This window comes from Stieleria varia (assembly GCF_038443385.1).
GTDB classification, from domain to species: domain Bacteria; phylum Planctomycetota; class Planctomycetia; order Pirellulales; family Pirellulaceae; genus Stieleria; species Stieleria varia.
In genome coordinates, this window is sequence record NZ_CP151726.1 from 2,561,791 (window position 1) to 2,583,231 (window position 21,441).

The 21,441-nt window shown below is 55.9% G+C and carries 17 protein-coding genes; 11 read left to right on the forward strand and 6 right to left on the reverse strand.

All coding sequences use genetic code 11. The features are described 5' to 3' along the window. Positions 1-94: 94 nt before the first annotated feature. Positions 95-1,426 (reverse strand): putative sugar nucleotidyl transferase, encoded by a 1,332-nt coding sequence (locus Pla52nx_RS08770; RefSeq protein ID WP_146519027.1) that lies wholly within the window; start codon positions 1,424-1,426, stop codon positions 95-97. Between the two features lie 536 nt (positions 1,427-1,962). Here Pla52nx_RS08770 and Pla52nx_RS08775 point away from each other — a divergent pair. Together Pla52nx_RS08775 and Pla52nx_RS08780 are read left to right on the forward strand one after the other, a co-directional pair. Next, positions 1,963-3,198, forward strand: a complete 1,236-nt coding sequence (locus Pla52nx_RS08775; RefSeq protein WP_146519026.1) for a hypothetical protein — start codon at positions 1,963-1,965, stop codon at positions 3,196-3,198. A 90-nt stretch (positions 3,199-3,288) separates the two neighbouring features. Further along, positions 3,289-3,645: a hypothetical protein gene (locus Pla52nx_RS08780; RefSeq protein WP_146519025.1), complete on the forward strand. Its 357-nt coding sequence runs from the start codon at positions 3,289-3,291 to the stop codon at positions 3,643-3,645. A gap of 135 nt (positions 3,646-3,780) precedes the next feature. Here the strand turns inward: Pla52nx_RS08780 and Pla52nx_RS08785 are convergent, their stop codons facing one another. Further along, entirely contained in the window at positions 3,781-4,470 is a 690-nt protein-coding gene (locus Pla52nx_RS08785; protein WP_146519024.1) for a 3-keto-disaccharide hydrolase, read from the reverse strand. A 164-nt stretch (positions 4,471-4,634) separates the two neighbouring features. Between Pla52nx_RS08785 and Pla52nx_RS08790 the strand changes: the two genes are divergently transcribed. Then, on the forward strand, positions 4,635-6,050 hold the full coding sequence (locus Pla52nx_RS08790) for a mandelate racemase/muconate lactonizing enzyme family protein (RefSeq protein ID WP_146519023.1): 1,416 nt from the start codon (positions 4,635-4,637) through the stop codon (positions 6,048-6,050). 70 nt (positions 6,051-6,120) lie between these two features. On the opposite strand, the gene Pla52nx_RS08795 is transcribed toward Pla52nx_RS08790, so the two are convergent. Next, the gene (locus Pla52nx_RS08795; protein ID WP_146519022.1) at positions 6,121-7,635 is read right to left on the reverse strand and encodes a hypothetical protein; all 1,515 of its coding nucleotides are present in this window, start codon (positions 7,633-7,635) and stop codon (positions 6,121-6,123) included. A gap of 408 nt (positions 7,636-8,043) precedes the next feature. Here Pla52nx_RS08795 and Pla52nx_RS08800 point away from each other — a divergent pair, with 408 nt between their 5' ends. The 5 genes from Pla52nx_RS08800 to Pla52nx_RS08820 all read left to right on the forward strand — a co-directional run bounded on the left by Pla52nx_RS08800 (position 8,044) and on the right by Pla52nx_RS08820 (position 14,006). Next, the gene (locus Pla52nx_RS08800; RefSeq protein ID WP_197454380.1) at positions 8,044-9,240 is read left to right on the forward strand and encodes a PDZ domain-containing protein; all 1,197 of its coding nucleotides are present in this window, start codon (positions 8,044-8,046) and stop codon (positions 9,238-9,240) included. A 125-nt stretch (positions 9,241-9,365) separates the two neighbouring features. Next, the gene (locus Pla52nx_RS08805; RefSeq protein ID WP_146519020.1) at positions 9,366-9,581 is read left to right on the forward strand and encodes a hypothetical protein; all 216 of its coding nucleotides are present in this window, start codon (positions 9,366-9,368) and stop codon (positions 9,579-9,581) included. A gap of 279 nt (positions 9,582-9,860) precedes the next feature. Next, positions 9,861-11,384: a hypothetical protein gene (locus tag Pla52nx_RS08810; RefSeq protein ID WP_146519019.1), complete on the forward strand. Its 1,524-nt coding sequence runs from the start codon at positions 9,861-9,863 to the stop codon at positions 11,382-11,384. Between the two features lie 133 nt (positions 11,385-11,517). Further along, on the forward strand, positions 11,518-12,330 hold the full coding sequence (locus tag Pla52nx_RS08815; RefSeq protein ID WP_146519018.1) for a ZIP family metal transporter: 813 nt from the start codon (positions 11,518-11,520) through the stop codon (positions 12,328-12,330). 119 nt (positions 12,331-12,449) lie between these two features. After that, a complete protein-coding gene (locus Pla52nx_RS08820) occupies positions 12,450-14,006 on the forward strand; it encodes a vitamin K epoxide reductase family protein (RefSeq protein ID WP_146519017.1) in 1,557 nt (518 codons plus the stop codon). A gap of 345 nt (positions 14,007-14,351) precedes the next feature. On the opposite strand, the gene Pla52nx_RS08825 is transcribed toward Pla52nx_RS08820, so the two are convergent. The 3 genes from Pla52nx_RS08825 to Pla52nx_RS08835 all read right to left on the reverse strand — a co-directional run bounded on the left by Pla52nx_RS08825 (position 14,352) and on the right by Pla52nx_RS08835 (position 16,811). Then, on the reverse strand, positions 14,352-15,632 hold the full coding sequence (locus Pla52nx_RS08825) for a transaldolase family protein (protein ID WP_146519016.1): 1,281 nt from the start codon (positions 15,630-15,632) through the stop codon (positions 14,352-14,354). A 574-nt stretch (positions 15,633-16,206) separates the two neighbouring features. Continuing rightward, a complete protein-coding gene (locus Pla52nx_RS08830; RefSeq protein ID WP_197454379.1) occupies positions 16,207-16,356 on the reverse strand; it encodes a hypothetical protein in 150 nt (49 codons plus the stop codon). 134 nt (positions 16,357-16,490) lie between these two features. Further along, positions 16,491-16,811 (reverse strand): BON domain-containing protein, encoded by a 321-nt coding sequence (locus Pla52nx_RS08835; RefSeq protein WP_146519015.1) that lies wholly within the window; start codon positions 16,809-16,811, stop codon positions 16,491-16,493. Positions 16,812-17,293: 482 nt separating this feature from the next. Here Pla52nx_RS08835 and Pla52nx_RS08840 point away from each other — a divergent pair, with 482 nt between their 5' ends. From Pla52nx_RS08840 to Pla52nx_RS08850, 3 genes are all read left to right on the forward strand, one after another. After that, positions 17,294-19,234, forward strand: a complete 1,941-nt coding sequence (locus tag Pla52nx_RS08840) for an aconitate hydratase (protein ID WP_146519014.1) — start codon at positions 17,294-17,296, stop codon at positions 19,232-19,234. Between the two features lie 333 nt (positions 19,235-19,567). Beyond that, positions 19,568-20,203 carry a superoxide dismutase family protein gene (locus Pla52nx_RS08845; protein ID WP_146519013.1) on the forward strand — a complete coding sequence of 212 codons (636 nt, stop codon included), beginning with the start codon at positions 19,568-19,570 and terminating at the stop codon, positions 20,201-20,203. Beyond that, complete coding sequence (locus Pla52nx_RS08850) at positions 20,200-21,402, forward strand: hypothetical protein (protein ID WP_146519012.1); 1,203 nt, start codon at positions 20,200-20,202, stop codon at positions 21,400-21,402. The genes Pla52nx_RS08845 and Pla52nx_RS08850 overlap by 4 nt, the downstream gene beginning before the upstream one ends. The last annotated feature ends 39 nt before the right edge of the window (positions 21,403-21,441 follow it).

Here is a 21,441-nt window from a genome sequence, read left to right on the forward strand (position 1 = left end):
AAAAATGTACGCACAACTCCGTAATGGGATTCGCCAGAATTCCCTGCCCTCAAAAACTGCTGGCGGGATCCCTCCATGCTTCTTTGGCCGATCGTCACAGTCCGTACTGTTCGGCCGCCTCGCGTTCTGATTCCGTCAACCGATACATGTCGTGGATCAGTTGGATATCACACGGACGCTGCTGCACTTTTCGTCGCGAAAACATCCGCTGCTGCGTGCTCACCATGACTTCCGCTGGTAACGGTGCCGTTTGACCAAACAGCCGTGCGTAGTTGACATAACTGGGCACATTGGATGTAGCGAAGCCGTAAAGCATGCTGCACACCCCGATGACTTTACCGGTAAAGATGCTCGTGTTGATCGCCGTCTTGGAGTAGTCGCCGATGATGCAGCCCAAGAACTGCATTCCGGTTGCGATCTTTCGGTCGCCGTACTGGATGTTGATTTTACCGTACGTGTTTTTCAAATCGCTGTTACAAGTTCCTGCACCGAGATTGATCCAACTGCCCAGGTAGCTGTGGCCAAGGAAACCGTGGTGCTGTTTATTCGTGTACGGCTCGATCACTGACGCTTCGACTTCGCCTCCGATCTTGACCGTGTGCCCCAACGCCACGCCGTCCTTGAGCGCCGCGTGTTCGATCACGCGAGTGCCCGCGCCGGCATACACGGGTCCGGAAAGGTAACAAAATGGTCCCACGCTGACGTCGCGATCCAACAGAATCGGACCGTCGGATGTGTCGATGGCCGCATACTGTCCGATCTTGACCCCGACTTGGGTGAAGACGCCGTCCGCTGTCTCCGTGTACCCACCTTGATCCAAACGCCATTGCATGGCCGACGGCATCTCACGCATGTGCCATGCGACGATCTCGTGCGGCCAATGAAAAACGGCGATCGAGGGATCCGAGTGAGACACCTTGTTAGCAGCCAAAGTTCGACAAAGCGCCAGCAGCGGTCCGACCGCCGCGTCGCCGGTCGGTGTCTCCGAACCGGACTCTCCGCTCATGGCCAGCGTTGTAGCCAGCGTGGAACCCGATTCGGGGATTTTCAGACAGTCGGATTCCGTAATCCTGGCGACCAAGAGGGTTTGCCCGTCGGTGTCGAGAATCACGCTGGTCTGCTCGCTCTGGGCAAGCCGTTTCAACGTCGCCAGAGTCTCCACCCGCGGCACCAACCTCGCGTTGACCAGCAGAATGCCACCGCGAACCACCGTGTTGCTGGTGATGGCGTCTGGAGCCGATAGTCCGGCATCGAGCCGTTCCAGATCCGCCAAGTGCGGGCGGACCGAAACACTCAACTGACCGTCCAGAGTTCGCAACCAGTCAATCAGTTTGATGCTGGCGCAACTGATCGCGTACGCAGGTCTCGCCAACGTCACCGGCGTGAGTTGCTCGACTTGGCTGTCTTCGAAACAAATGATCTGCATGGAATGTCTGGCTTCGTGCGGTTGTGCGAGTTTTGCAGGTTCTGTAAGTCTTTTCGCCGGGCGAAAGCACTGAAAACGGTGTTTCTCACCCCGCGACGGTCGCCGCTGTGACGGCGCCAGCCCCGATCATTCATGAGCCGCAACGCGATAGCGCCCGGTTCTCGAGTACTGGCTTGAGAGCCGGACGCTATCGCGTGGCGGCTGATATGCGCAGACTGTTTTCGCACCAATCCACGCAAGACGTTTCGCTCAAACGTGTTGCGAAGACTGTAGTGAGCCAGCGTGAATAATCCGGGCTAGCGGCGTGTTATTCAACAGCCGGCCAGCGAAAGTGTACCCGAAAAATGGGATTTCACTCAGCCCCGAAAACCAGATTCGGTAAACCGGATTCGGTGCCGACGCCGAACGTGACCTAGGTTTTTCCAGGCGGTTTGTTAGCTCGAATCACTCCCTGGCTCGCCCCACGAGCCCCACAGTGGCTCCTTCGTTGCCGCCCATCCACGAAGAATCGGACGCGACAAATAGACTGGTTGAGAATGGGTTTCGTTCATCGTTTCGCTCGCGCCGGGGCGCTACTCGCTGTACTGGCGGCAAACGCATTCCTGCCAGCAGCACTTGGCCGGAGCGGTGAACCTAACGGTGTCACGCCGCTTGTCGATCAAGTCGCCACCCAAATCCAACTCCTGGGCTCCGAGTCGTTTGCGGAGCGCACCAAATCACAACGGTCACTCGTTCGGATCGCAGCGGCGGATCAACAATCCTACGCGATTGTCATCCAGTCGCTGCAGCAATCGGTCGCCGATCGGGATATAGAAGTCAGCATCGCAAGTCGAGAATTGATTTCGGAAATTCGGGATCTGCAATGGCACCGCTTGACCGAAGACGCCCTGCGTGCAAAAGACATCGATGAACTTCGTTTCCTGCCCGGCTGGGTCCAATTCTCGGAACTGTTCGGCGCGGACGTCGAATCAAGAAATCTTTACCGTCGCATCTGTCGTCGCCACGCGCGCGTTCTGCAATCGTGTTTCGCGGTTGATCCTGAGACGAAGGCTTCTGTCTCTAAATCGTTCCGACTGCAAGCAATCGACTTCGGCCGATTGGATCGGGAGTCCGATGCGATCTGGGCGTTGGTCATGTTCTTGGATTGCACTGGCGGGCACCGCGAAGGAGGCCGGATGTCGTGGCAACTGGGCAGCTTGCTGCGCCAACCAGGTCACGGCCCTGTCGAGAGCTTGTCCAGCGACCCCGCGTTTCGACGCGTGATTGAAACATGGCTCCGCCTGCACGAATCCACCGGGCTATCGATCGACCGCATCAAGATCGCGATGCGTTACCGCTGCGGTGACACGGCCGCAGAGATCAGTCGCCGCATTCTGGATTCGCCCACAAGCCCGGCTTCTGATCAAGCGATCGCGTTGCTGACACTGACGCGTCTTTCGTCACTGACATCAACTCATTACCGTGCAGGCGGTTGGTCCGAATCGGAACGCATGAGTCTGCAAACGACACTCCGCGGGTTGTTGGACGATCGTCGCGTGTGTCATTGCTATCGCACACGCGAGAATCCGAACAAACCCGCGCAAGTCCAATTGGGCGACGTCGCACTGGCATTGCTAATGAACCAAAGTGGGCTGGACCCACGCACGGTCGGCTTCCAGGAGCTGCAAGCCGATCCAATGTTCATCTATCGCGACACGAGCCTGGGATTCGCATCGGAAGCTCAGCGTCAGCAAGCCAAAGAAACCGCCCGAGGCTTGCTGCAACAAGATTGAAGGTCGACACTCAGTGGTCTGGGCAAAGAGTTAGCGTTGGCCGTAGTGGATCTTGTCAAAGATCCCACCACTGCAGGATCTTCAAGGGACGTGCGATTAATAGGTTACCGCTTGCCGATTGTCGTTCGACTCTCCGAGTCGACAACGTACAGCGAAGAACGCTATCGACTTGGAAAGCTATCGACTTGGAAAGTCGAGCGACAGTTGTTTACCACAGGCACCACTGGTTCCCAGGCTCCTGCCTGGGAACCCAATGTTTGGCAGGCTCCTGCCTGCCGATCAGCTGACAATTTCCAGGCCACGCTGATTTTCGCGAGGCAGAGCCTCCATGGCAGTGCGTTCCCAGGTGTGAGCCTGGGAACGAGCGTTCTGCGGGGTGGCGATCAGCGAGAAATGTCGGATTTCTGGCGAAATCCACTACCCCATCTATTGATGATGCGTTCCTAAAGTGAAGTTGTCTCAACGACAACCCCGCCGAACGTGTTCGGCGGAGATTCCATTTTCCGTCACGCCTGACAGTGCACGCTATCAATAGATACGTTGTTAGCAGATGAACCTTGTCAGTCGATGCCTTGGGCGTGACTACAAAGGCTTGATCTGCAGATTGCGCCAGCGGACTTCGTAGGGACCTGTCTCCTTCTGGATGCCATGGACTTGCAACCCGATCAATCCTTTGGGATGCGTTTCATAAATATCGGCATCCGTCAAATCGGCGATCATTTCGCCGTTGATCCAGACCTTGATGTTTGGCCCTTTTGCCAACACGCGATACTCGTTCCATTGACCGTTCTTGAAGTGCGAATGCTCATTGACCGCTTTGTCTTTGGATTCCGGTTCGGGCGACAACCAGCCTCGTCCGGTCGCTTCACCGTAGATGAATCCCGCTTGACCGGGACCGGATTCGATTTCGACTTGCGGTCCATAAACACGGCCGCCGTAGGAATTCTGCTTGTCCGCGTCTTTCAGCTTGGATCGAATCTGCACGCCCGAGTTCAAACCGTCATCGACCTTGACTTCAAATTTCAGCTCAAAGTCACCGAACTCATCTTTGCTACACAAGAATGAGTTCCCGCTGCCTTCGGCGGTCTTGCCCATGATGATACCGCCGTCCTCAACTTTGTAGGTCGCATAGCCGCTCTTGACCGACCAGTTGTCCAACGATTTGCCATCGAACAAGGGTTTCCAACCGTCATCCGCAGTAGCGAGCGAACTCACACAACAGGCACTGGCAAACAAGCAAACAAGCAACGCGTGGCTGAGTGAACGAAGCATGGTCATTCTCAAAATCAGGGGGAGGGAACACTGGAGGAGCCTCCAGTATAGAGTGAACGTCGCCGCTCGTCTCGTCCTACCATCATAGCGGTTTTCAAGCTAATCTGACGACTCAGATGACGCCACGCCCGTGACCGCCAGTCCTCCATCAACCACTTGCTCACATGACCGACACCCGACTCACTCGATTCGAACTTCAGCTCCGCACCGAGACCTATCAGTATCGAACTCCGATGAAGTTCGGCGGACGCGTGGTCACGGATGTAACGGTACTTTCATGCGACTGCAACGCGGACTCAGCCGCCGGCCACGGGTTGGGACTCGGATCGATGACCATGGGAGTCGCATGGGCTTGGCCCAACGTACTGCATGGTGATGCCAGTGCACGGCATGGTGATGCCAGTGCGGTGCTCAGTGATGACCGCAAACTGGAATTGGTCGTTCGGCTCGCGGGAAAAATTGCTGAGGCATACCAAGCCGCCGAGCAAACCGGGCACCCAATGGACCTGTGTCATGCGATGGTCCAAACGCGGCGAGACTTGGCGGCGAAGCTTGCCGCAGAGGAGGGACTTGCTGAACCGATTCCGGAGTTGGCGGTCTTGCTGGCGGCATCGCCGATCGAGTCCGCGTTGTTCGATGCTCATGGCAAAGCAGCCGGGACCAGCAGCTATCAGTTGCTCGGCCCGGATCACTTGAAACATGACTTGGAACATTACCTGGGCGATGCGAACTATCGCGGGTTGCACCTTTCTCAGTTCATCGCAACGCAACCGACGCCATCGATGCCTTTGTACCATTTGGTGGGAGCGCTCGATCCGCTGACGGAAACCGACGTCGCGGAGCCGATCGGTGACGGGCTTCCTGAAACCCTGGGACAGTGGATTGTTCGCAACGGTCTGACGCATCTGAAGATCAAGCTCGATGGCGCGAACTTGGACTGGGACGTTCAACGCGTTCAAGCCACTTATGCGGTCGCCAACGAAACTCGTCCCCAAACCGACTGGTCGTTCTCGCTCGATTTCAACGAGCGTTGTCAAGACGAAGACTACGTGTTGCGTTTGCTCAACAAGCTGGCCGAGCAAAGCCCTGCCGCTCTGCGTTGTGTCCAGTACATCGAACAACCCACTCATCGCGATTTGGATTCGCATCCCGAACTGACCATGCACCGCGCCGCCGAACGTCGCCCCGTGGTGATCGATGAATCTTTGATTGGACTACAGAGTCTGCGAACCGCGGTCGAGCAAGGATACAGCGGGATCGCCTTGAAAGCCTGCAAGGGGCACAGCGAAGCGTTATTGCTCGGTGCGGTTGCTCGTCACGAAAACCTGTATCTGTGCGTTCAAGACCTGACGTGTGTGGGTGCGTCTCTGCTGCATTCGGCGTCCTTGGCCGCGCACATTCCCGGCGTGGCTGCGGTGGAAAGCAACGGACGGCAATACTCTCCGGCCGCCAACCAGCGTTGGATGGGCGAGTTCGCCGATTTCTTTGAAATCCGAGAAGGCAGAATTCCCACCGCCAAGCTCAACGGCCCCGGCCTGGGCTACGGAAACGACCCTGCTGGATGCAAGTCCAACGATTGAGCCGACCGGTCATGCGTAGCTCGACCACGGCTCGAACTGCCCTCACGCTGCGAGTTATCAATGCCGTGTGTCATTCCAGTTGCAACTCAACCGACTCCGTCTTTTTAAAATCCGGCGATAGCAGTTTCTCGACGCTCAACGATACACCATTCGGAGTGGTCGCAGTGATTTGCACCCTGTCCAAGACCGGACGGATTGACAAGGTTGCCATGCCGCCCGCATCGGTCTGCATGTCCGGAAATCGGTATTGCCAATCAGTCGATTCAATCTGAATGGTCGCTTGAACCGGGCTGCCCTTGCGGTCCAACAATCTGATGGTCAAAGGAGGTACGGGATCAAATTGAAAACTAAGTTCGATCGCTTCCTCGCCTGCTGGCACTTGGCGTACCCATTGATCTTGCGCAAGATCCGGCGTGAACTCGTTCGGGTTGGTCGTCAAAGGCTCAAAGTGGGTCAAGTAACCAAAACGACGCCCGAAAGCGACCACGGCGCATTCTGAGACTGGCAATTCCAGTTGGACGGTCCCCTCTGGATCACTGACCGCCTGAGGGTCTTTGTAGAGGCTGTAGTCGTGATCAGGTCGTCGAAACACGAAACTGACGCCGACACCAGAGATCGGCTTTCCCGTCACACGATCGTTGATTCGAATGATCGCTCTGCGAGTCTTTTTCTGTTCCTGCTGTCGATCCAAAACGACCTCTGGCTGAAAATCCTTCACCGCAGCTTTGCCTGGGATCTCAAAACGCAGCACTGACTCTCGATGGTCGATCCCAACCTCAGGGTTCAGCCGATGAATCGTCGCAAGGAATGGCTCGCTGCTATCCGTCGATAGATAGTAATGACGTTTGAATCCCGTCTCGCGAAACTTCGGGATCCGCACGCCGATGGTCACCATGTGATGCTCGGGCAATCCTGAGAATTCAAAGAAGCCCTCGGGTGAAACGGAGATGAAATGCTGTATTTCACTAAAGAGCAACGATTGCCATTCCGTCGGCAGCGGTTTACGTTCGGAACCTTTGGAGATCTCTGTCAACGCGACTTCCGCAGTTTCCGGAGGCGTCCCGTTCGAATCCAAGACTCGGCCCCGAATGGTTTTCGCGGGCAACAAGACAAAGTTCTGAAAATACGGTCGACCATCCATCGATGAGTAACTCTGCAATCCCATCGCGTGACCTTGCGAGAGCACGCAGATCTCCCACTGCCGGTTTCGCATTGGTTCGGTCCAAGGCGTCGGTTGCTGCTGGAACTTGTAGACGCCATTTTTGTCCGTCCAAGTGACAGCAAATACATCCTCCGCGACACCGGCATTACGATTCACCATTGAGGAATTGCTTTGAATTCTCAGCAACACCAAAGCGTTAGCGACCGCTCTGTTTTCACTTGTCGTCACCATCCCCATCACCGAAATCGGCATTCCCACATAGCGAGACTGTCGATTCCGAATACGGGACAGAAAATCGTCGTCAACAAATCTCCAATTAGGAGTCTGGCGAATGGCATCCACCCATGCCGATTGATACCCGTTCTCAGCGATAGCGACTTTGGTAATAACGCAGACCAAGCAGCATAGGAGCAATCGAGACACGACAACCTCTCGTGGCGAACGTTAGATCAAGTCAACAGTCCGCCGGCGATTGACCATCGCAGACGCCGTTGGGGAGACATTCAACATATCCGAAAACCATTAGCCGCTAAGACGCTAGCCCGGATTATTCACGCGACTCACTACAGTCTTCGCAATACGTTTGCACGAAACGGCTTACGCGGATTGGCACGAAAACAGGCTGCGCACATGAGCCGCCACGCGATAGCGTCCGGTTCTCACGCCTCTACTCGGGAACCGGACGCTATCGCGTGCCGGCTGATGAATCATCCGGGCTAACCTGGATTTTGCAGGCACGCCGTTTGCAACGGTTGATGATCGACGTCGGGTTTATCGTACGTGAGCCCATTATTCTTCCAACGCGATTACTTCAACATGGAGATTCTACGAATGCCTTGCTCCACATTTCGTACTCGATACGGACGGCTTTCACTCTCGATTGCGGCCCTAGCCGTGATTCCTCTCGCGGGTATTTCCGCAAATACAACATTTGGCGACGAGCCCAAACAGGCTGCGGTTAGCGACCAAGATGACGCCAAATCAGCCAGCTTGTCAGACGAACACGCAGATGATGAGTCGCCTCAGTTGGGTGTCATTGTCGGGTCTTGCCCCGGCGAAGGCGTTTGTGTGCTTGACACCGTCTGGGGAAGTCCGGCGCACGAAGCCGGAATCATGCATGGCGACTACATCCTCACACTCGATGGCACTGAGGTCTCGACGCCCAGAGAATTGATGGATGCATTGAAAAAAACCAAAGGGGGTGACACGGCCACGATCGGCTTGTGGCGTCAAGGTGAAACGATGGAACAGAAAGTCATGTTGGCATCCAAAGCCGACAAGCCGCCCGCGAGTCACGGGGCATGGCTCGGGGTGATGCTGTCTCCAGACCAAGACGACAAGGGCGTCCGCATCGAGAAAGTCATGCGTGGCAGCCCAGCCTCAGACGCCGGGCTTCGAAGTGGAGATGTCATTGTTCAACGTGAGCAAAGTGCGATCAGCAGTGTACGTTCTTTTGCAGAGAGCATTGAAGACATGGAGCCGGGTACGGAACTCCAACTGACGGTTCATCGCAACGGAGACCCGATGCAGATGAAGGTCACCGTTGGTGATCTCGACGAAGCACCGATGCGGTTCATGCGAGAATCCCAAAATGCTTTTCAGTCCATGGGGGGCCGCTCGCAGTACTCCGCCGGCCGAGAGGAATCTTCTGAGATGTTAGAGGAAACCCTAGATGAACTGCGAAAGCGAATTCGCGAGCTGGAGAAATCAATCCGTGAGATGAAGCCTTCGGACGACATTTCCCAGCGATCCGACGTGTTGGGTTCTGACGGCACGATGTTGGTGGTTCAACGCGATCAGCGTCGTCGTGGATATGACGGTCGAAATCGTGGTCGCAATTGGGACAATGATTTTTACGACTGGAGAAGCCGCTATCGAAGTGGTTATCGATACCCACTTTATCGAAGTCCACGCTACGGCAATTCGTACTATCGCTATGGCGGACGCCCCTACTACGGCAACTTTGGTCGCTCGTACGGGTACGGTAGAAGTGGGTTCCGCATCGGAAACTTTGGCGTCTGGTGGTGAACCGACGTTGGACGGCGGGGCAAGTTGCTGAGAAGCTCAGTGTGGACGCATTGCGCTGAACACTGAGCGGGAACAAGGCATACAAACCATTCGCAGTTGAACTCTTGCTATCGAAGGAAATACCGATGTCACGAATCACAGCACTCGGATTTGTCATGCTGGATACGGTTCTCAGCATAGCGATGATCGTCCAGTCCACGCTTACCTTGGCGGTCGTATTGTTGACGATCGCCGGATCGGTGGGGCTCGCGTTTCTGTCGAAATCGCTGCGTTCGCTGCTGTGGCCGAGCTACTTTTGGGACGACGTACAAATGGCAAGACGCCCCATCAAGAGGGGCTGAGGACTGCGAGTTGCTAGCCCGGCCACGCGGCGACCGATTTCAACTTCCGATTTGTTTGGGGGTGACTAGTGCCAATATCGCGAGTTGAGCTTTGATGCCAGCACGAAGCGCAAGCGAGTGATTCATGGCGTTTTGCTCACTCGCTTGCGCTTCGTGCTGGTATTTGCATCGTTTCCGATCAAGTTCAATTCAAAATCGCAGCACTTGGATCGGATATGATGGAAGATGTAAGGCTGCAGCGTGGCAGTCGGCCGGCGAACTCAATCCAAAGGGAATCTCATGGTAGACCCAAAACGACGCTCTTTTCTTCGGTCGACGGCGGCATCCGGCATGATCCTCTCGTTGAGCGAGTTTGGTTTTCTGGGACGACTGCCGCAAGTCTCGGCTGCTGAGACTCACTTGTCCCCGGACGCGGTCCAATTTTCATCGGATATCGAGCCGCTGGTTCGACTGTTAGAAGAAACGCCTCGCGAGAAAGTCATCGAAACCTTCGCCGCGAAAGTTCAATCGGGAACAAGCTATCGAGAAGTCTTGACGGCGCTCATGTTGGCCGGCGTCCGGAACGTCGAGCCACGCCCGAGCGTCGGATTCAAGTTTCATGCAGTGTTGGTTGTCAACTCGGCGCACTTGGCCAGTCTCGCCGCACCCGACACCGATCGTTGGCTGCCGATTTTTTGGGCCTTGGATTATTTCAAAGTGTCTCAGGCACGCGATGACCAGGAACGGGGCTGGACGATGCCTGCAGTCAACGAATCGTCGTTGCCGCCATCACACAAAGCAAAGCAAGCGTTTCGCGATGCGATGGACGCCTGGGATGTCGAAGCCGCTGACGTTGCTGTTGCCGCGTTGTGCCGATCGGCCAGCGCGGCAGAGGTGTTTGACCTGTTGGCCCATTATGGGTGCCGTGATTATCGAAGCATCGGACACAAAGCCATTTACGTTGCCAATGCTTACCGGACATTGCAGTGCATCGGATGGCGTTACGCTGAACCGGTCCTGCGCTCATTGGCGTACGCGTTGTTGAATCACAACGGGGAGCCGAATCCGGCGAAGAGTGACTTGGCAGCCGACGCGGCTTGGAAAGTCACCCAAGAAAAACTGCCCACGCTGGAGGGCAACTGGATGCACGGCAAGCTCGACGCATCTGCGACGGCTTCATTGCTCGACACCTTGCGTTCGGCCAGCCCGAGCGAGGCGGTAGGCGAAGTAGTGACGATGCTGCGACAAGGCGTTGCCCCCCAATCGATCAGCGATGCGTTGTTTCTCTCCTCGGGAGAAATGCTGGGACAGCAGCCTGGCATCATCTCTCTGCATTCTGCGACGACCACAAACGCGATGCAGTATGCCTATCGGACCGCGTTTCGAGACCGTACCCGGGGCGAGTTGTTGCTACAAAACGCAGCCTTCATCCCATATTTCCGCGAGTCGATGAAAGATCGCGGCGCGGTCGGAGACCAAAAGATCGACGCAGCACGTGAGCGTGACGACGCCACGGAACCGCTGGCCGTGGATGAGATTTTTCGCCAAGTCTCAGCGGACCGCAGCAAGGCAGCCGACGCGATGCTGGACCATCTCAACTCGGGCGGCCGACCGGAAGCATTGATTGACAAAGCAAGACGGTTGATCTTTCTGAAGGGCAACGACGCACACGACTACAAGTTCAGCTCCGCCGCGTTGGAGGATTTCTATGCCATTTCGCCTGCACACCGAAACCGCTATCTCGCCAGTTCGGCCTACCTCCTGCCGGGCAGCGATGACCGCGACAACGGCTTGGTCGCGAGAGTGCGCTCCGCACTGGCTTAGCAACGACGATCCATTCACTGTCGAACTTGGTAATGGGATTCGCCAGAATTCCTTTCGGACGGGATTTCTGGCGAAACCCACTACGCCACCTATTTGAGAGGTCCCCTTTGGGAGATCAAGTCCTGCGATTGTCATGCCTGAATCATTTCGTCAAGCCGATCCCATCCTCCAAGCTCTGATTGCCGGAGGATTCACATGGGCTCTGACGGCGGCGGGTGCGGCGTTCGTGTTCTTCCTCCTGCATGTGAATCGAAAGCTGTTCGATGCCATGTTGGGGTTTGCCGGCGGCGTGATGCTGGCGGCGAGTTACTGGAGTCTGCTGGAGCCCTCCATCGACGCGGCGGCCGAGCAAGGTTGGCCGAGTTGGTTTCCGGCGGCCGTCGGGTTCCTGCTGGGGGCAGTGTTCTTGTACGGACTTGACCGATCGCTGCCGCACTTGCATCGCGGAAAGCCGGATGAGTCTGCAGAAGGAATCAAGACGACATGGCAGCGGAGCGCTTTGTTGATCTCTGCGATCACGCTGCACAATATTCCAGAGGGATTGGCCGTGGGGGTCGCCTTTGGAAGCGTTGGCAGCGGTCTTGAGACGGCCAGCTTGGGCGGTGCGACCGCTCTCGCGATTGGCATCGGCTTGCAAAACGTTCCTGAGGGAATTGCTGTGGCGGTGCCGTTACGAGCTGAGGGCACCAGTCGCATGAAGGCATGGCTAATGGGACAGGCGTCAGCGATCGTCGAACCGATTGCTGCAGTCATCGGTGCTGCGATCGTTGTATACGTCGCTCCGGTGCTGCCCTTCGCTCTGAGTTTCGCCGCTGGCGCGATGGTGTACGTCGTCATTGAAGAACTGATTCCCGAGACTCAGCAGGAGGGCAACGAGGACTTGGCCGCCCTGCTGTTCATGTTGGGATTCGTCGTGATGATGATTCTTGACGTCTCGCTCAGGTAACTCGCCGTTTGATTCGCATGGTGAGCAGACGGAGGCATCTGGAATGATGTTTGCATGTAGCGTTGATCAAATGGCTTAGAAATCTAAACGGGGTTGATCCGATCAGGGCGATTGAACTCATGACAGAACACTCACACAAAATGACGGGGCCGCGCGGTGCAACTCGTCCGTTGATGGAAACGGAAATGCCACCCAATGGTGAGCATAGCAAGCACGAGGATCATCATGAGATGAGTCATGACGATCGGCTGTCCAAGCTCCAGATGCATCACAAGCAAACGCTATGGATTTACTGGACGCTGCCACTGCTGGGGATTTGGCTATTGGCTGCGCCGTTTCAATTCGGATACGGCAATCCCTCGCTTTGGGTTGATCCATCTGGAGGCCGCGGGCCGTGGTTTGCTGACCAGCCGACGGTCGAGTTGCAGCAATGGCGGGCCTGGTTGATGACGACAAGTGACTTCGTGAGCGGAGTCTTGTTGATCGTATTGGGATGGCGGTCATTGACCCCCAATCGCCCTCGATCGGTTTGGGCATGCTGCTTCGTCGGCGTCTGGCTGACCTTTGCACCAATTCTTTTCTGGGCACCGACCGCTGCGGCTTATCTCAATGATTCACTCGTCGGAATACTGGTCATGGCGTTGACGATCCTGGTCCCTGGGATGCCAAACATGATCATGTACATGAAACATGGCAACGCCACGCCCCCGGGCTGGAGCTACAACCCCTCCAATTGGCCGCAGCGTTCGATCATGATCGCGACCGGCTTCGCGGGCTTCATTGTGTCGCGTTATCTGGCGATGTTTCAGCTAGGCTACATCGACTATGTTTGGGACCCCTTCTTCGGCTTTCAAGAAGGGACAGCAAAGGTGCTGAACTCACAGCTTTCGCATCGTTGGCCGATCTCCGACGCTGGCCTAGGAACCATCTCGTACACTTTTGAGTTCCTGATGGGATACATGGGCAGTCCATCTCGTTGGCGAACGATGCCATGGATGGTTGCTTTCTTTGGCGTGTTGGTCATTCCGTTGGGACTGGTGCATATCATCTTGATGATTTCCCAACCGGTGATTGTGCATCACTGGTGCACGTTGTGTCTGCTGGCCGCGTTGATCATGTTGCCAATGCTGCCGCTGGAAGTCGATGAGGTCGTCGCGATGTGCCAGCATGTACGACAAGCAAAACAACGTGGCGACCGCAACGGTTCCTTTTGGGCAATCTTTTGGAAAGGTGGCGACGCCGCAGGATGCACCCACGACGACCCAGCACCTGCCATCATGGAGTTTCCCAGCAAACCAGGGCAGGTGTTCAAGGCATCACTGTGGGGAATGAGCTTTCCTTGGACGCTGGTGACCACGAGCGGTTTGGGCGTCGTTGTGATGTGCTTGCCGAATTGGTTTGCGATTGACATTCACAGCACTACAGCCGACATCGGCCATTTGGGCGGCGCACTGATCGTCACCGTTTCAGTGATTTGCATGGGTGAAGTGGTCCGCATCGGTCGCTACTTGAATCTTTTGTTGGCAGCAGCGATTGGGCTTGGTCCCTGGCTAGCGCATGCGGGGACAGGCTATTGCGTTACCTTGAGCCTTCTGGCGGCAATCATTTTTGCGTTGTCGATCCCGCGTGGCGTCAAGACACAGACCTACGGAAACTGGGATGTCTTTGTCCGTTGAGCATTTTGTCCGTTGAGGATAAAGAGTCCGTCCGATGCTTCCGTAGGCTACGCTGTTGAAACTTTGGGGGTTGCTATACTGCGGAGCTCCGATCGTTTCTGTCACCTCGCTCAGCGCAGCTGGGAGAGGTGACAATTGCGTAGTACGGCACAAAGCGTATGGTTTGTGTTTGAGCGGACGGTGATGTTCGTTTTCGACTTGGAAAGTCGAACGACAATCGTCGCTCGACTTTCCAAGTCGATAGCGTGTCCCGCCAAGTGTTTTGCCATTGCCAATCGTTGACTCGCGTAGACCGACGCCCAGCTAGATCAAGCTGCAAAAGACCCGCCAAATTCTGAAACTTGGCTATCGGAGGTGCTTTCGGATGCGGTCGTCCAGTTTGGCTTGCGATGCAGCGAACGAGGCCAAACCGGCCAGTGTCATGAGACTGTCGATTGCCAAGTCGCCACGCACGATTCGCTCTTGCCAGCGGTGATGCTTGGGGATTTTGCCGTCATCGGCGATCCACCGGAGTTCTTGTTCTGACATGACCGGGAACAGATCCTCCGAGTCATAGTCGGCGGCCATGAGCCTCAGTTCATTGGCATCGGCAGCGGGTGAGAGAATCGCTTTTTGCACCAATGCACGCTCCGATTTACTGACTTCCCACAGTTTTTCTATCTGCACCGTTTCCGGATTGACCTTTTCATCCAGTACGACTCGATGCTGTTCACTGAGCTGCGATTTCCAGGGTTGATTCAGCGTCTCCTTGGCTTGGCGAGCGACTTTCGTCGGCATCGTGATCACGTCGACTCCGGCGAGTCGTGGCAATTGCGAAGCATCACGCAGGCTGGCAGCGATTTGCTTGGTGTCGGTCATCGGTAGACCTCGCGTGAACGTCGCAACTTCGGCTTGGCTGGCGAGCGTCGTCTTTTCGCCCACAAGGTCTCCATCGCCGAACTGATTGTCGGCCACATACGAATTGAGACGCCCGAGGAATACATTGACAAACGATGGACGCGCCAGTGCAGTGGCGACGTAATTTTGGCGTGCGCTGAATCCGAGCGTGCAGTTGACCCGGATGCCTTCATCACGCAGTTGTCTGATCGCGACCAAGCCGGCAGGCGTCAGGGGGACTTTCACGATAAAGAACTCAGGACAGATGTCGTGACAACGTCGCGCGTAGTCAATCGTTGCTGCGGTATCGTAGGCCAAGTCGGTGTGAAGCTCGACGCTGACACCACAGCGAAATTGCTGCACCAGCTTGAGTGCGTGACAGAGATTCAGGATGAACCCGATCTCTCGTACTTGGCTTTCTTCCGCTAGATCCGCGACCAGCTTACCTGCCTGCGGAACGAGGTCGTCATAGGTCCCTTCTTGGACCTCTTTGTTGAGCAGAGTATTGTTCGTCGTCAGACCGCTAAGGTTTTCATTCCAGAGAGAGCCGATTGCGGCAATCTCGCCGCTGTCGAGCCACAGGCTGGTCTCCGTAGCATTGATCCCCTGCCAGAACTCACTTGGTTTTGCTTCGCTCGGAGACGCGTCCAAGTCGACGAAGTCGTGAACAAACTCCGTAATGCGTTGGGCGTGCTGCGATCTTGGGTCGATCCTCTGAAGTGTTTCTTTGCTGGTGGCAGCGGATGCCATGATGGTTGTCCTCCTAGTTCGTTGATTGCTGGCCGTGTTGGTCCATTTGCTTTCGCTTGGTCCATTTGCTTTCGCTCGTTGAACTCTGATTCGTCAGATGCATCACGTCGCGAAAGCATGAGCGTTCAGCTTTGCGTCGCTGCAAAGACCGCGCCGGTTGTGTGATTGACGAGATTCGACCCTAGCCCGGATTATTCACGCGACTCAATACGGTCATCGCAACACGTTTGCGTGAAATGGCTTGCGCGGATTGGCAGAAAAACAGTCTGCGCAGATCAGCCGCCACGCGATAGCGTCCGGTTCTCACGCCTATACTGGGGAACCGGACGCTATCGCGTGCCGGCTGATGAATAATCCGGGCTAGCGTCGACCGATAGCCGGTGTCCGCAAAAACGGCCCACAAAAAAAGGCCCCGATGCGGGGCAATGCATCGAGGCCCAAGGACGCGATGTGGGGCAAACACCACATCCTATAGTCGACCATTTCTATCAGCGTGAAAAGGAATTGCGATTAGGAGGAGAACACGATACGAGCGTTCGTTGAATCGTTTTTTGTTGCAAACATTTTTGGCAAACTACGGACCGTTTTCTGCAATCAAGCGGCCTGCGGCGACGCCGACGCCGGTTTGCCGCACTGCATCACGACACAACGGCTTCATTCGGCTGTATTCACCTTGATCACGCTGATCGCTTTCCCGCCAGCGATTGGTCGATAGTCGACTCACGTTTGTTACTGGTACGTCACGTGCCTGGAAGGACGCGGCACAATGAGAGCAACGAACGATGGTGCCTAGAAAACCGATGTGGGTGAGCATGCGACGATCACAGGAAGGACAAGTGGTTGTGAAACGCACGACGTTCATGAGACCGTCTCCTGCTGTTTGGAATCGTGTGCAGCGAATACTTCAATGCGATTCTCGATGACATTGACGCCCTCTATACCGCGTGCGATTTCCTGGGCGACTTGTTTCAGAAAGTATGACGGAACCCGTCCGCTCAGCACGCATCGATTCGAGTCGCACGAACAATCAATGCGTAGCAGCGGGCGGCGGCCGCTCAGAGCCAATTGTTCCCGTAGAGCGTCTTCGACGGACTGCCGGTCGTTTGATCGGGTTTTGGTTGATCGGGTTTTGGTGTCAGATTCGCCGGAGGGACACGGAGGCGATGCGAGCGTGGTCATTGCGATCGTTCCTAAGTGTGGTCTTCATTTCCCAATGGAATCGCAAGAGGAAACCATGCAGAGATGAACGCTAGGAATTCAGCCTAGAGGAGATGGGGAGCGAAAAACATCCACAGGGCCGCGGCAAGCATGACGCCCGCCAAGAAACCTCGAACGTTTGAAACTGGGAACAGCGGAAGCAAACCGTGTGCCCTAGCCTGAGATTTCCAGAATGATTTTCCGAGGTTTCGAATTGCAGTTAATCGCTGGGCTGGAACTCGCCCAAGCCACGCAGTTGTAGCAGCGCAATACCTTTTTCCGGCACGCTAGGTGCTCCAAATCTCTTCCTAACCCGACGCGTGAGTGAGGGATTTACTCAGTATCCCTCGCTCACGCGTCGGGTTATGAATAATTCGGGTTAGGTGCAAATGATGTGTGGCAGTACTGATTCTTGCACCTGATCTGCTCGAAATTACCGGCTCGACCATCTTCATCGCATGAACATGACTTCTAGCATCGCACATCAATTGATTGACAACCATTTGATCTCGGGCACCTTGCAGCCCGAGGCAGAGATTGCTCTACGGATCGATCAAACTCTGACACAGGACGCGACCGGAACGCTGGTCATGCTGGAACTGGAATCGATGAATCTGGAGCGTGCGAGGACCGAAGTCTCGGTCCAATATGTTGACCACAACCTGTTGCAAGAGGATCACAAGAACCCTGACGACCATCTTTTCCTGGAGAGTGCTGCTCGACGATTCGGATTGTGGTTCAGTCGCCCCGGAAATGGCGTTTCGCATCCACTGCATCAAGAGCGTTTCGGCAGGCCTGGGGCAACGCTATTGGGTTCAGACTCGCACACCTGCGCCGCCGGAGCGATTGGAATGTTGGCGATGGGTGCAGGCGGCCTGGAGGTCGCGATGGCAATCGCGGGTGAACCGTTCTACGTCAAAATGCCGAAAGTTTGGAATGTCCGTTTGGAAGGCAAATTGCCCGATTGGGTCAGTGCGAAAGACGTGATCTTGGAAATGTTGCGGCGGCATGGTGTCAAAGGAGGCGTGGGCTGGATTCTGGAGTACAGCGGCGACGGACTGAGCGGGCTTTCAACAATGGATCGACATGTGATTGCCAACATGGGCGCGGAACTGGGGGCGACCGCGAGCGTGTTTCCCTCGGACGACGTCACGAGGCAGTTCCTGAAATCGCAAGGCCGTGAACACGATTGGCAAGCGTTCAGTGCCGGGCCGAACGCTCAGTATGACCGCGAAGAAGTCATCGAGTTGAACAAGCTGGAGCCGTTGATGGCCTTGCCGACCAGTCCCGGCAACGTCGTTCCCGTGCGCGAGGTCGCTGGCCAGCCGATCTATCAAGCCTACATAGGCTCCAGTGCCAATCCCGGCTATCGAGACTTTGCGATCATTGCGGAGATGGTAAAGGGGCGTCGCGTCGCCGACGGGGTCTCGCTGGACATCAATCCGACATCGAGGCAAATCCTGCAAGACCTTGCCCGCGATGGCCATCTGCTGACGCTTCTGAAAGCCGGCGCGAGGCTTCACCAAGCGGGGTGCAACGGTTGCATCGGAATGGGGCAGGCGCCGGCGACCGGTCGCATCAGCTTGCGCACCGTGCCACGTAACTTTCCCGGACGCAGCGGCACTCGAGAAGATGCCGTGCATCTGTGCAGCCCCGAAACCGCCGCCGCATCCGCGCTTGCCGGCAAAATCGTCGACCCTCGCGATACGGAACAACCCTATCCGCAAATCCGAGAACCTCGGTCGCCGATCGTTGATACGCAACCGTTCTCTGCCCCGCCGAGTTCTGCACGTGGGTGCCAACCGCCATTGATAAAGGGTCCCAATGTCGTTTCGTTGCCGGAATCGCAACCGCTGGCGGATCGATTGGATCTGAAAGTCTTACTGACCGTCGGTGACAACGTGTCCACCGACGAGATCATGCCGGCCGGCGCTCGCGTGCTGCCGTTCCGCAGCAACGTTCCTCGCATCGCGGATTTTGTTTACGCCGACGTGGACTCAACCTACGTCGAGCGAGCAAAGAAGTATGACGGCGGACACGCAATCATCGGTGGAGCCAACTACGGGCAAGGTTCCAGCCGAGAACACGCTGCGATCGCTCCTCAATACCTTGGTCTGCGATCAGTGATCGCCACCAGTTTCGCCCGCATTCACTGGCAAAACCTGATCAACTTTGGCATTCTGCCTTTGACGATCGAAAACCCATCCGAGCAAATATCACAAGGCGACCAATTGCTCATCGAACACCCCGCCCAACAGATTCGTTCGGGCAGAGAAGTGATCATCGCGAACACGACTCGCTCGATCAACATCGTCGCCCGGCACACGATGTCGCTACGCCAACAAGAAGTACTGGTCGCCGGAGGACTGATCCCATGGATGCGTGCGCGAAATGAGTTCGAATAGCTCAACGTCGAGGATCTGCCAAATGGCGTGATTTGACGTGAAAGCGTTTCTTGTGTGCCTTGGGCACGTCGTTTGCTCGTTCGTGGTCCTAGCCCGGATGATTCATCAGCCGGCACGCGATAGCGTCCGGTTCCCGATTACAGGCGTGAGAACCGGACGCTATCGCGTGGCGGCTGATAGGCGCAGCCCGTTTTCGTGGCAATCCGCGTAAGCCGTTTCGTGCAAACGTATTGCGAAGACTGTAGGGAGTCGCGTGAATAGTCCGGGCTAGGACCGCGGACAAAACGCAACGGCTAACCGAACACTCAATTCAATTCACCAGGGAGTATTATGATGATCTTACGACAAATCTTTGGCTTGGCTCTGGCCGCACTGGTTGTTGGTGGTCTTGCCGGTTGCGACCGAGCAGCCGATCAAGTCTCCACCACGGCCAATGCCCCTTCACCCGAGACCGCCACAACCGACATTCCTGCAACCGATACTCCTGCAGCCGACACAGTGTCTGACGACAACGCGATGGAGAGTGTTGCGAAAGCCAAGTGCGAACTAGTATCGGTCGGCGAGAGCGGAGTGGAGGGACAGGTCGAATTCAGCCAGCAAGGCGAGATGGTGACCGTCACCGGCAAAGTGACAGGGCTCAGTCCCGGCAAGCATGGATTCCATGTCCATGAGAAGGGAGATTTGTCCGACAAAGAGACAGGCAAATCAACGGGCGGCCATTACAACCCCACCGACCAGCCTCACGGAAAGATGACAGATGAAAAGCGTCACGTCGGCGATCTGGGCAACATCGAAGCCGATGCGGATGGCGTTGCGATGATCGACATCAAGGACTCTGTGATCTCGTTGACGGGTGATCATTCCATCATCGGTCGTTCGATTGTCATCCACGCCGATGCAGACCAGTTCACGCAACCCACTGGCGATGCGGGAGCTCGTGTTGCATTCGGCGCCATTGAAAAGCAGTGAACTCATTGCTAATCGAAATCGGGATCGTCATCGCTGGCAAATTGGACACGATCGACCGTCAATCACTCCGTGGCGCGGTCGATTGGCTGTCCAATAGGCTCTCGAAAACACACGCCGACTCTGGACTCCGTTTCTGTTTCTCCGAAGTAGATCGCCCCGAGATGTTGGCGGGCGCGTTGAGTGAACCGAGTGTTTTGTTACGACAAGCTCAAGAAGAACGCGACCGCAAGCACTGGGATTTCGTGCTGGTCGTAACGGCTTCCGAGTTGACCGCAAAATACTCGTCCGCATCTTGCTTTGCCGCACTCAGTCGCCCGTTCGACGCCGCGGTATTGTCCACATCGTTGATCGATCCCAAAGCCGAAGGGGCGAATGTCGACGAAGCCCGGCGTGTCGACATGATATCGGGACGACTGGGACGATTGATGATGCACGCGATCGGTCATTTGTCTGGTTTAGGAAGTGTCAGCGAGCCAGACAATATCATGCATCGACCGTCAACGGCACTGGATATCGATCGCATGGACCAGCTCGACGAATCACAGCGTCAACGGCAGGAGGAGGCGCTCATTGAGATGGCGGACCCTCGATTGGAAGAATCTTCGGCGAACATGATCGGCCGTTGGTGGTTTGTCCCTCAGGCTGCTTGGATCAATCGTCGTGAAATCCTCCAAGCAGTGTGGGCCGCACGCCCTTGGCAGTTCACTCGCCGTCTATCCGGCTTGACGATCGCATCGGTATCAACGCTGTTGATCTTGATGATGACCGCCGAAGCATGGGATCTAGCGATCTCTCAAACTCCGCTTGCCAATCTGCAACTGGCAATCTTGGTAATGACCGGTGCCACCGTTTTTGTTGCTCTGCGACAACAACTACTCATTCGTCGCAGTAGCGGACGCAGTGAACAGAATGTTGTGACCGTCGCCTCGGCATTGCTGATTGTGCTGCTGGGATTGGCCACGACATGGGTCACCCTGTTAGCCCTCGCCATGCTCATCGCATCGCTGCTGTTCTCCTCGCAGTTGATCGCTAACTGGGCGGGGGCCGCCGACTTGTCCGCCGCGCAAATCGGGTGGGGTTGTCGAATCGCAATGAGCAGCTTCAGCAGCTCACTGGGTCTGTTGATCGGCGCACTCGGAGCGAGTTTTGAATCCCAACATCACTTTCAGCACGTGATCTTTGTCGACGAAGAGTTGTAACAGCGTCATCGTAATGGGATTCGCCAGAATTCCATCTCG

What these genes read in the sequence shown, in the direction of transcription:
- Pla52nx_RS08770 (WP_146519027.1), bottom strand. Translation starts at nt 1,426, where the DNA reads ATGCAGATCATTTGTTTCGAAGACAGCCAAGTCGAGCAACTCACGCCG.
- Pla52nx_RS08775 (WP_146519026.1), top strand. Translation starts at nt 1,963, where the DNA reads ATGGGTTTCGTTCATCGTTTCGCTCGCGCCGGGGCGCTACTCGCTGTA.
- Pla52nx_RS08785 (WP_146519024.1), bottom strand. Translation starts at nt 4,470, where the DNA reads ATGCTTCGTTCACTCAGCCACGCGTTGCTTGTTTGCTTGTTTGCCAGT.
- Pla52nx_RS08790 (WP_146519023.1), top strand. Translation starts at nt 4,635, where the DNA reads ATGACCGACACCCGACTCACTCGATTCGAACTTCAGCTCCGCACCGAG.
- Pla52nx_RS08800 (WP_197454380.1), top strand. Translation starts at nt 8,044, where the DNA reads ATGCCTTGCTCCACATTTCGTACTCGATACGGACGGCTTTCACTCTCG.
- Pla52nx_RS08805 (WP_146519020.1), top strand. Translation starts at nt 9,366, where the DNA reads ATGTCACGAATCACAGCACTCGGATTTGTCATGCTGGATACGGTTCTC.
- Pla52nx_RS08810 (WP_146519019.1), top strand. Translation starts at nt 9,861, where the DNA reads ATGGTAGACCCAAAACGACGCTCTTTTCTTCGGTCGACGGCGGCATCC.
- Pla52nx_RS08815 (WP_146519018.1), top strand. Translation starts at nt 11,518, where the DNA reads ATGCCTGAATCATTTCGTCAAGCCGATCCCATCCTCCAAGCTCTGATT.
- Pla52nx_RS08820 (WP_146519017.1), top strand. Translation starts at nt 12,450, where the DNA reads ATGACAGAACACTCACACAAAATGACGGGGCCGCGCGGTGCAACTCGT.
- Pla52nx_RS08825 (WP_146519016.1), bottom strand. Translation starts at nt 15,632, where the DNA reads ATGGCATCCGCTGCCACCAGCAAAGAAACACTTCAGAGGATCGACCCA.
- Pla52nx_RS08835 (WP_146519015.1), bottom strand. Translation starts at nt 16,811, where the DNA reads ATGACCACGCTCGCATCGCCTCCGTGTCCCTCCGGCGAATCTGACACC.
- Pla52nx_RS08840 (WP_146519014.1), top strand. Translation starts at nt 17,294, where the DNA reads ATGACTTCTAGCATCGCACATCAATTGATTGACAACCATTTGATCTCG.
- Pla52nx_RS08845 (WP_146519013.1), top strand. Translation starts at nt 19,568, where the DNA reads ATGATCTTACGACAAATCTTTGGCTTGGCTCTGGCCGCACTGGTTGTT.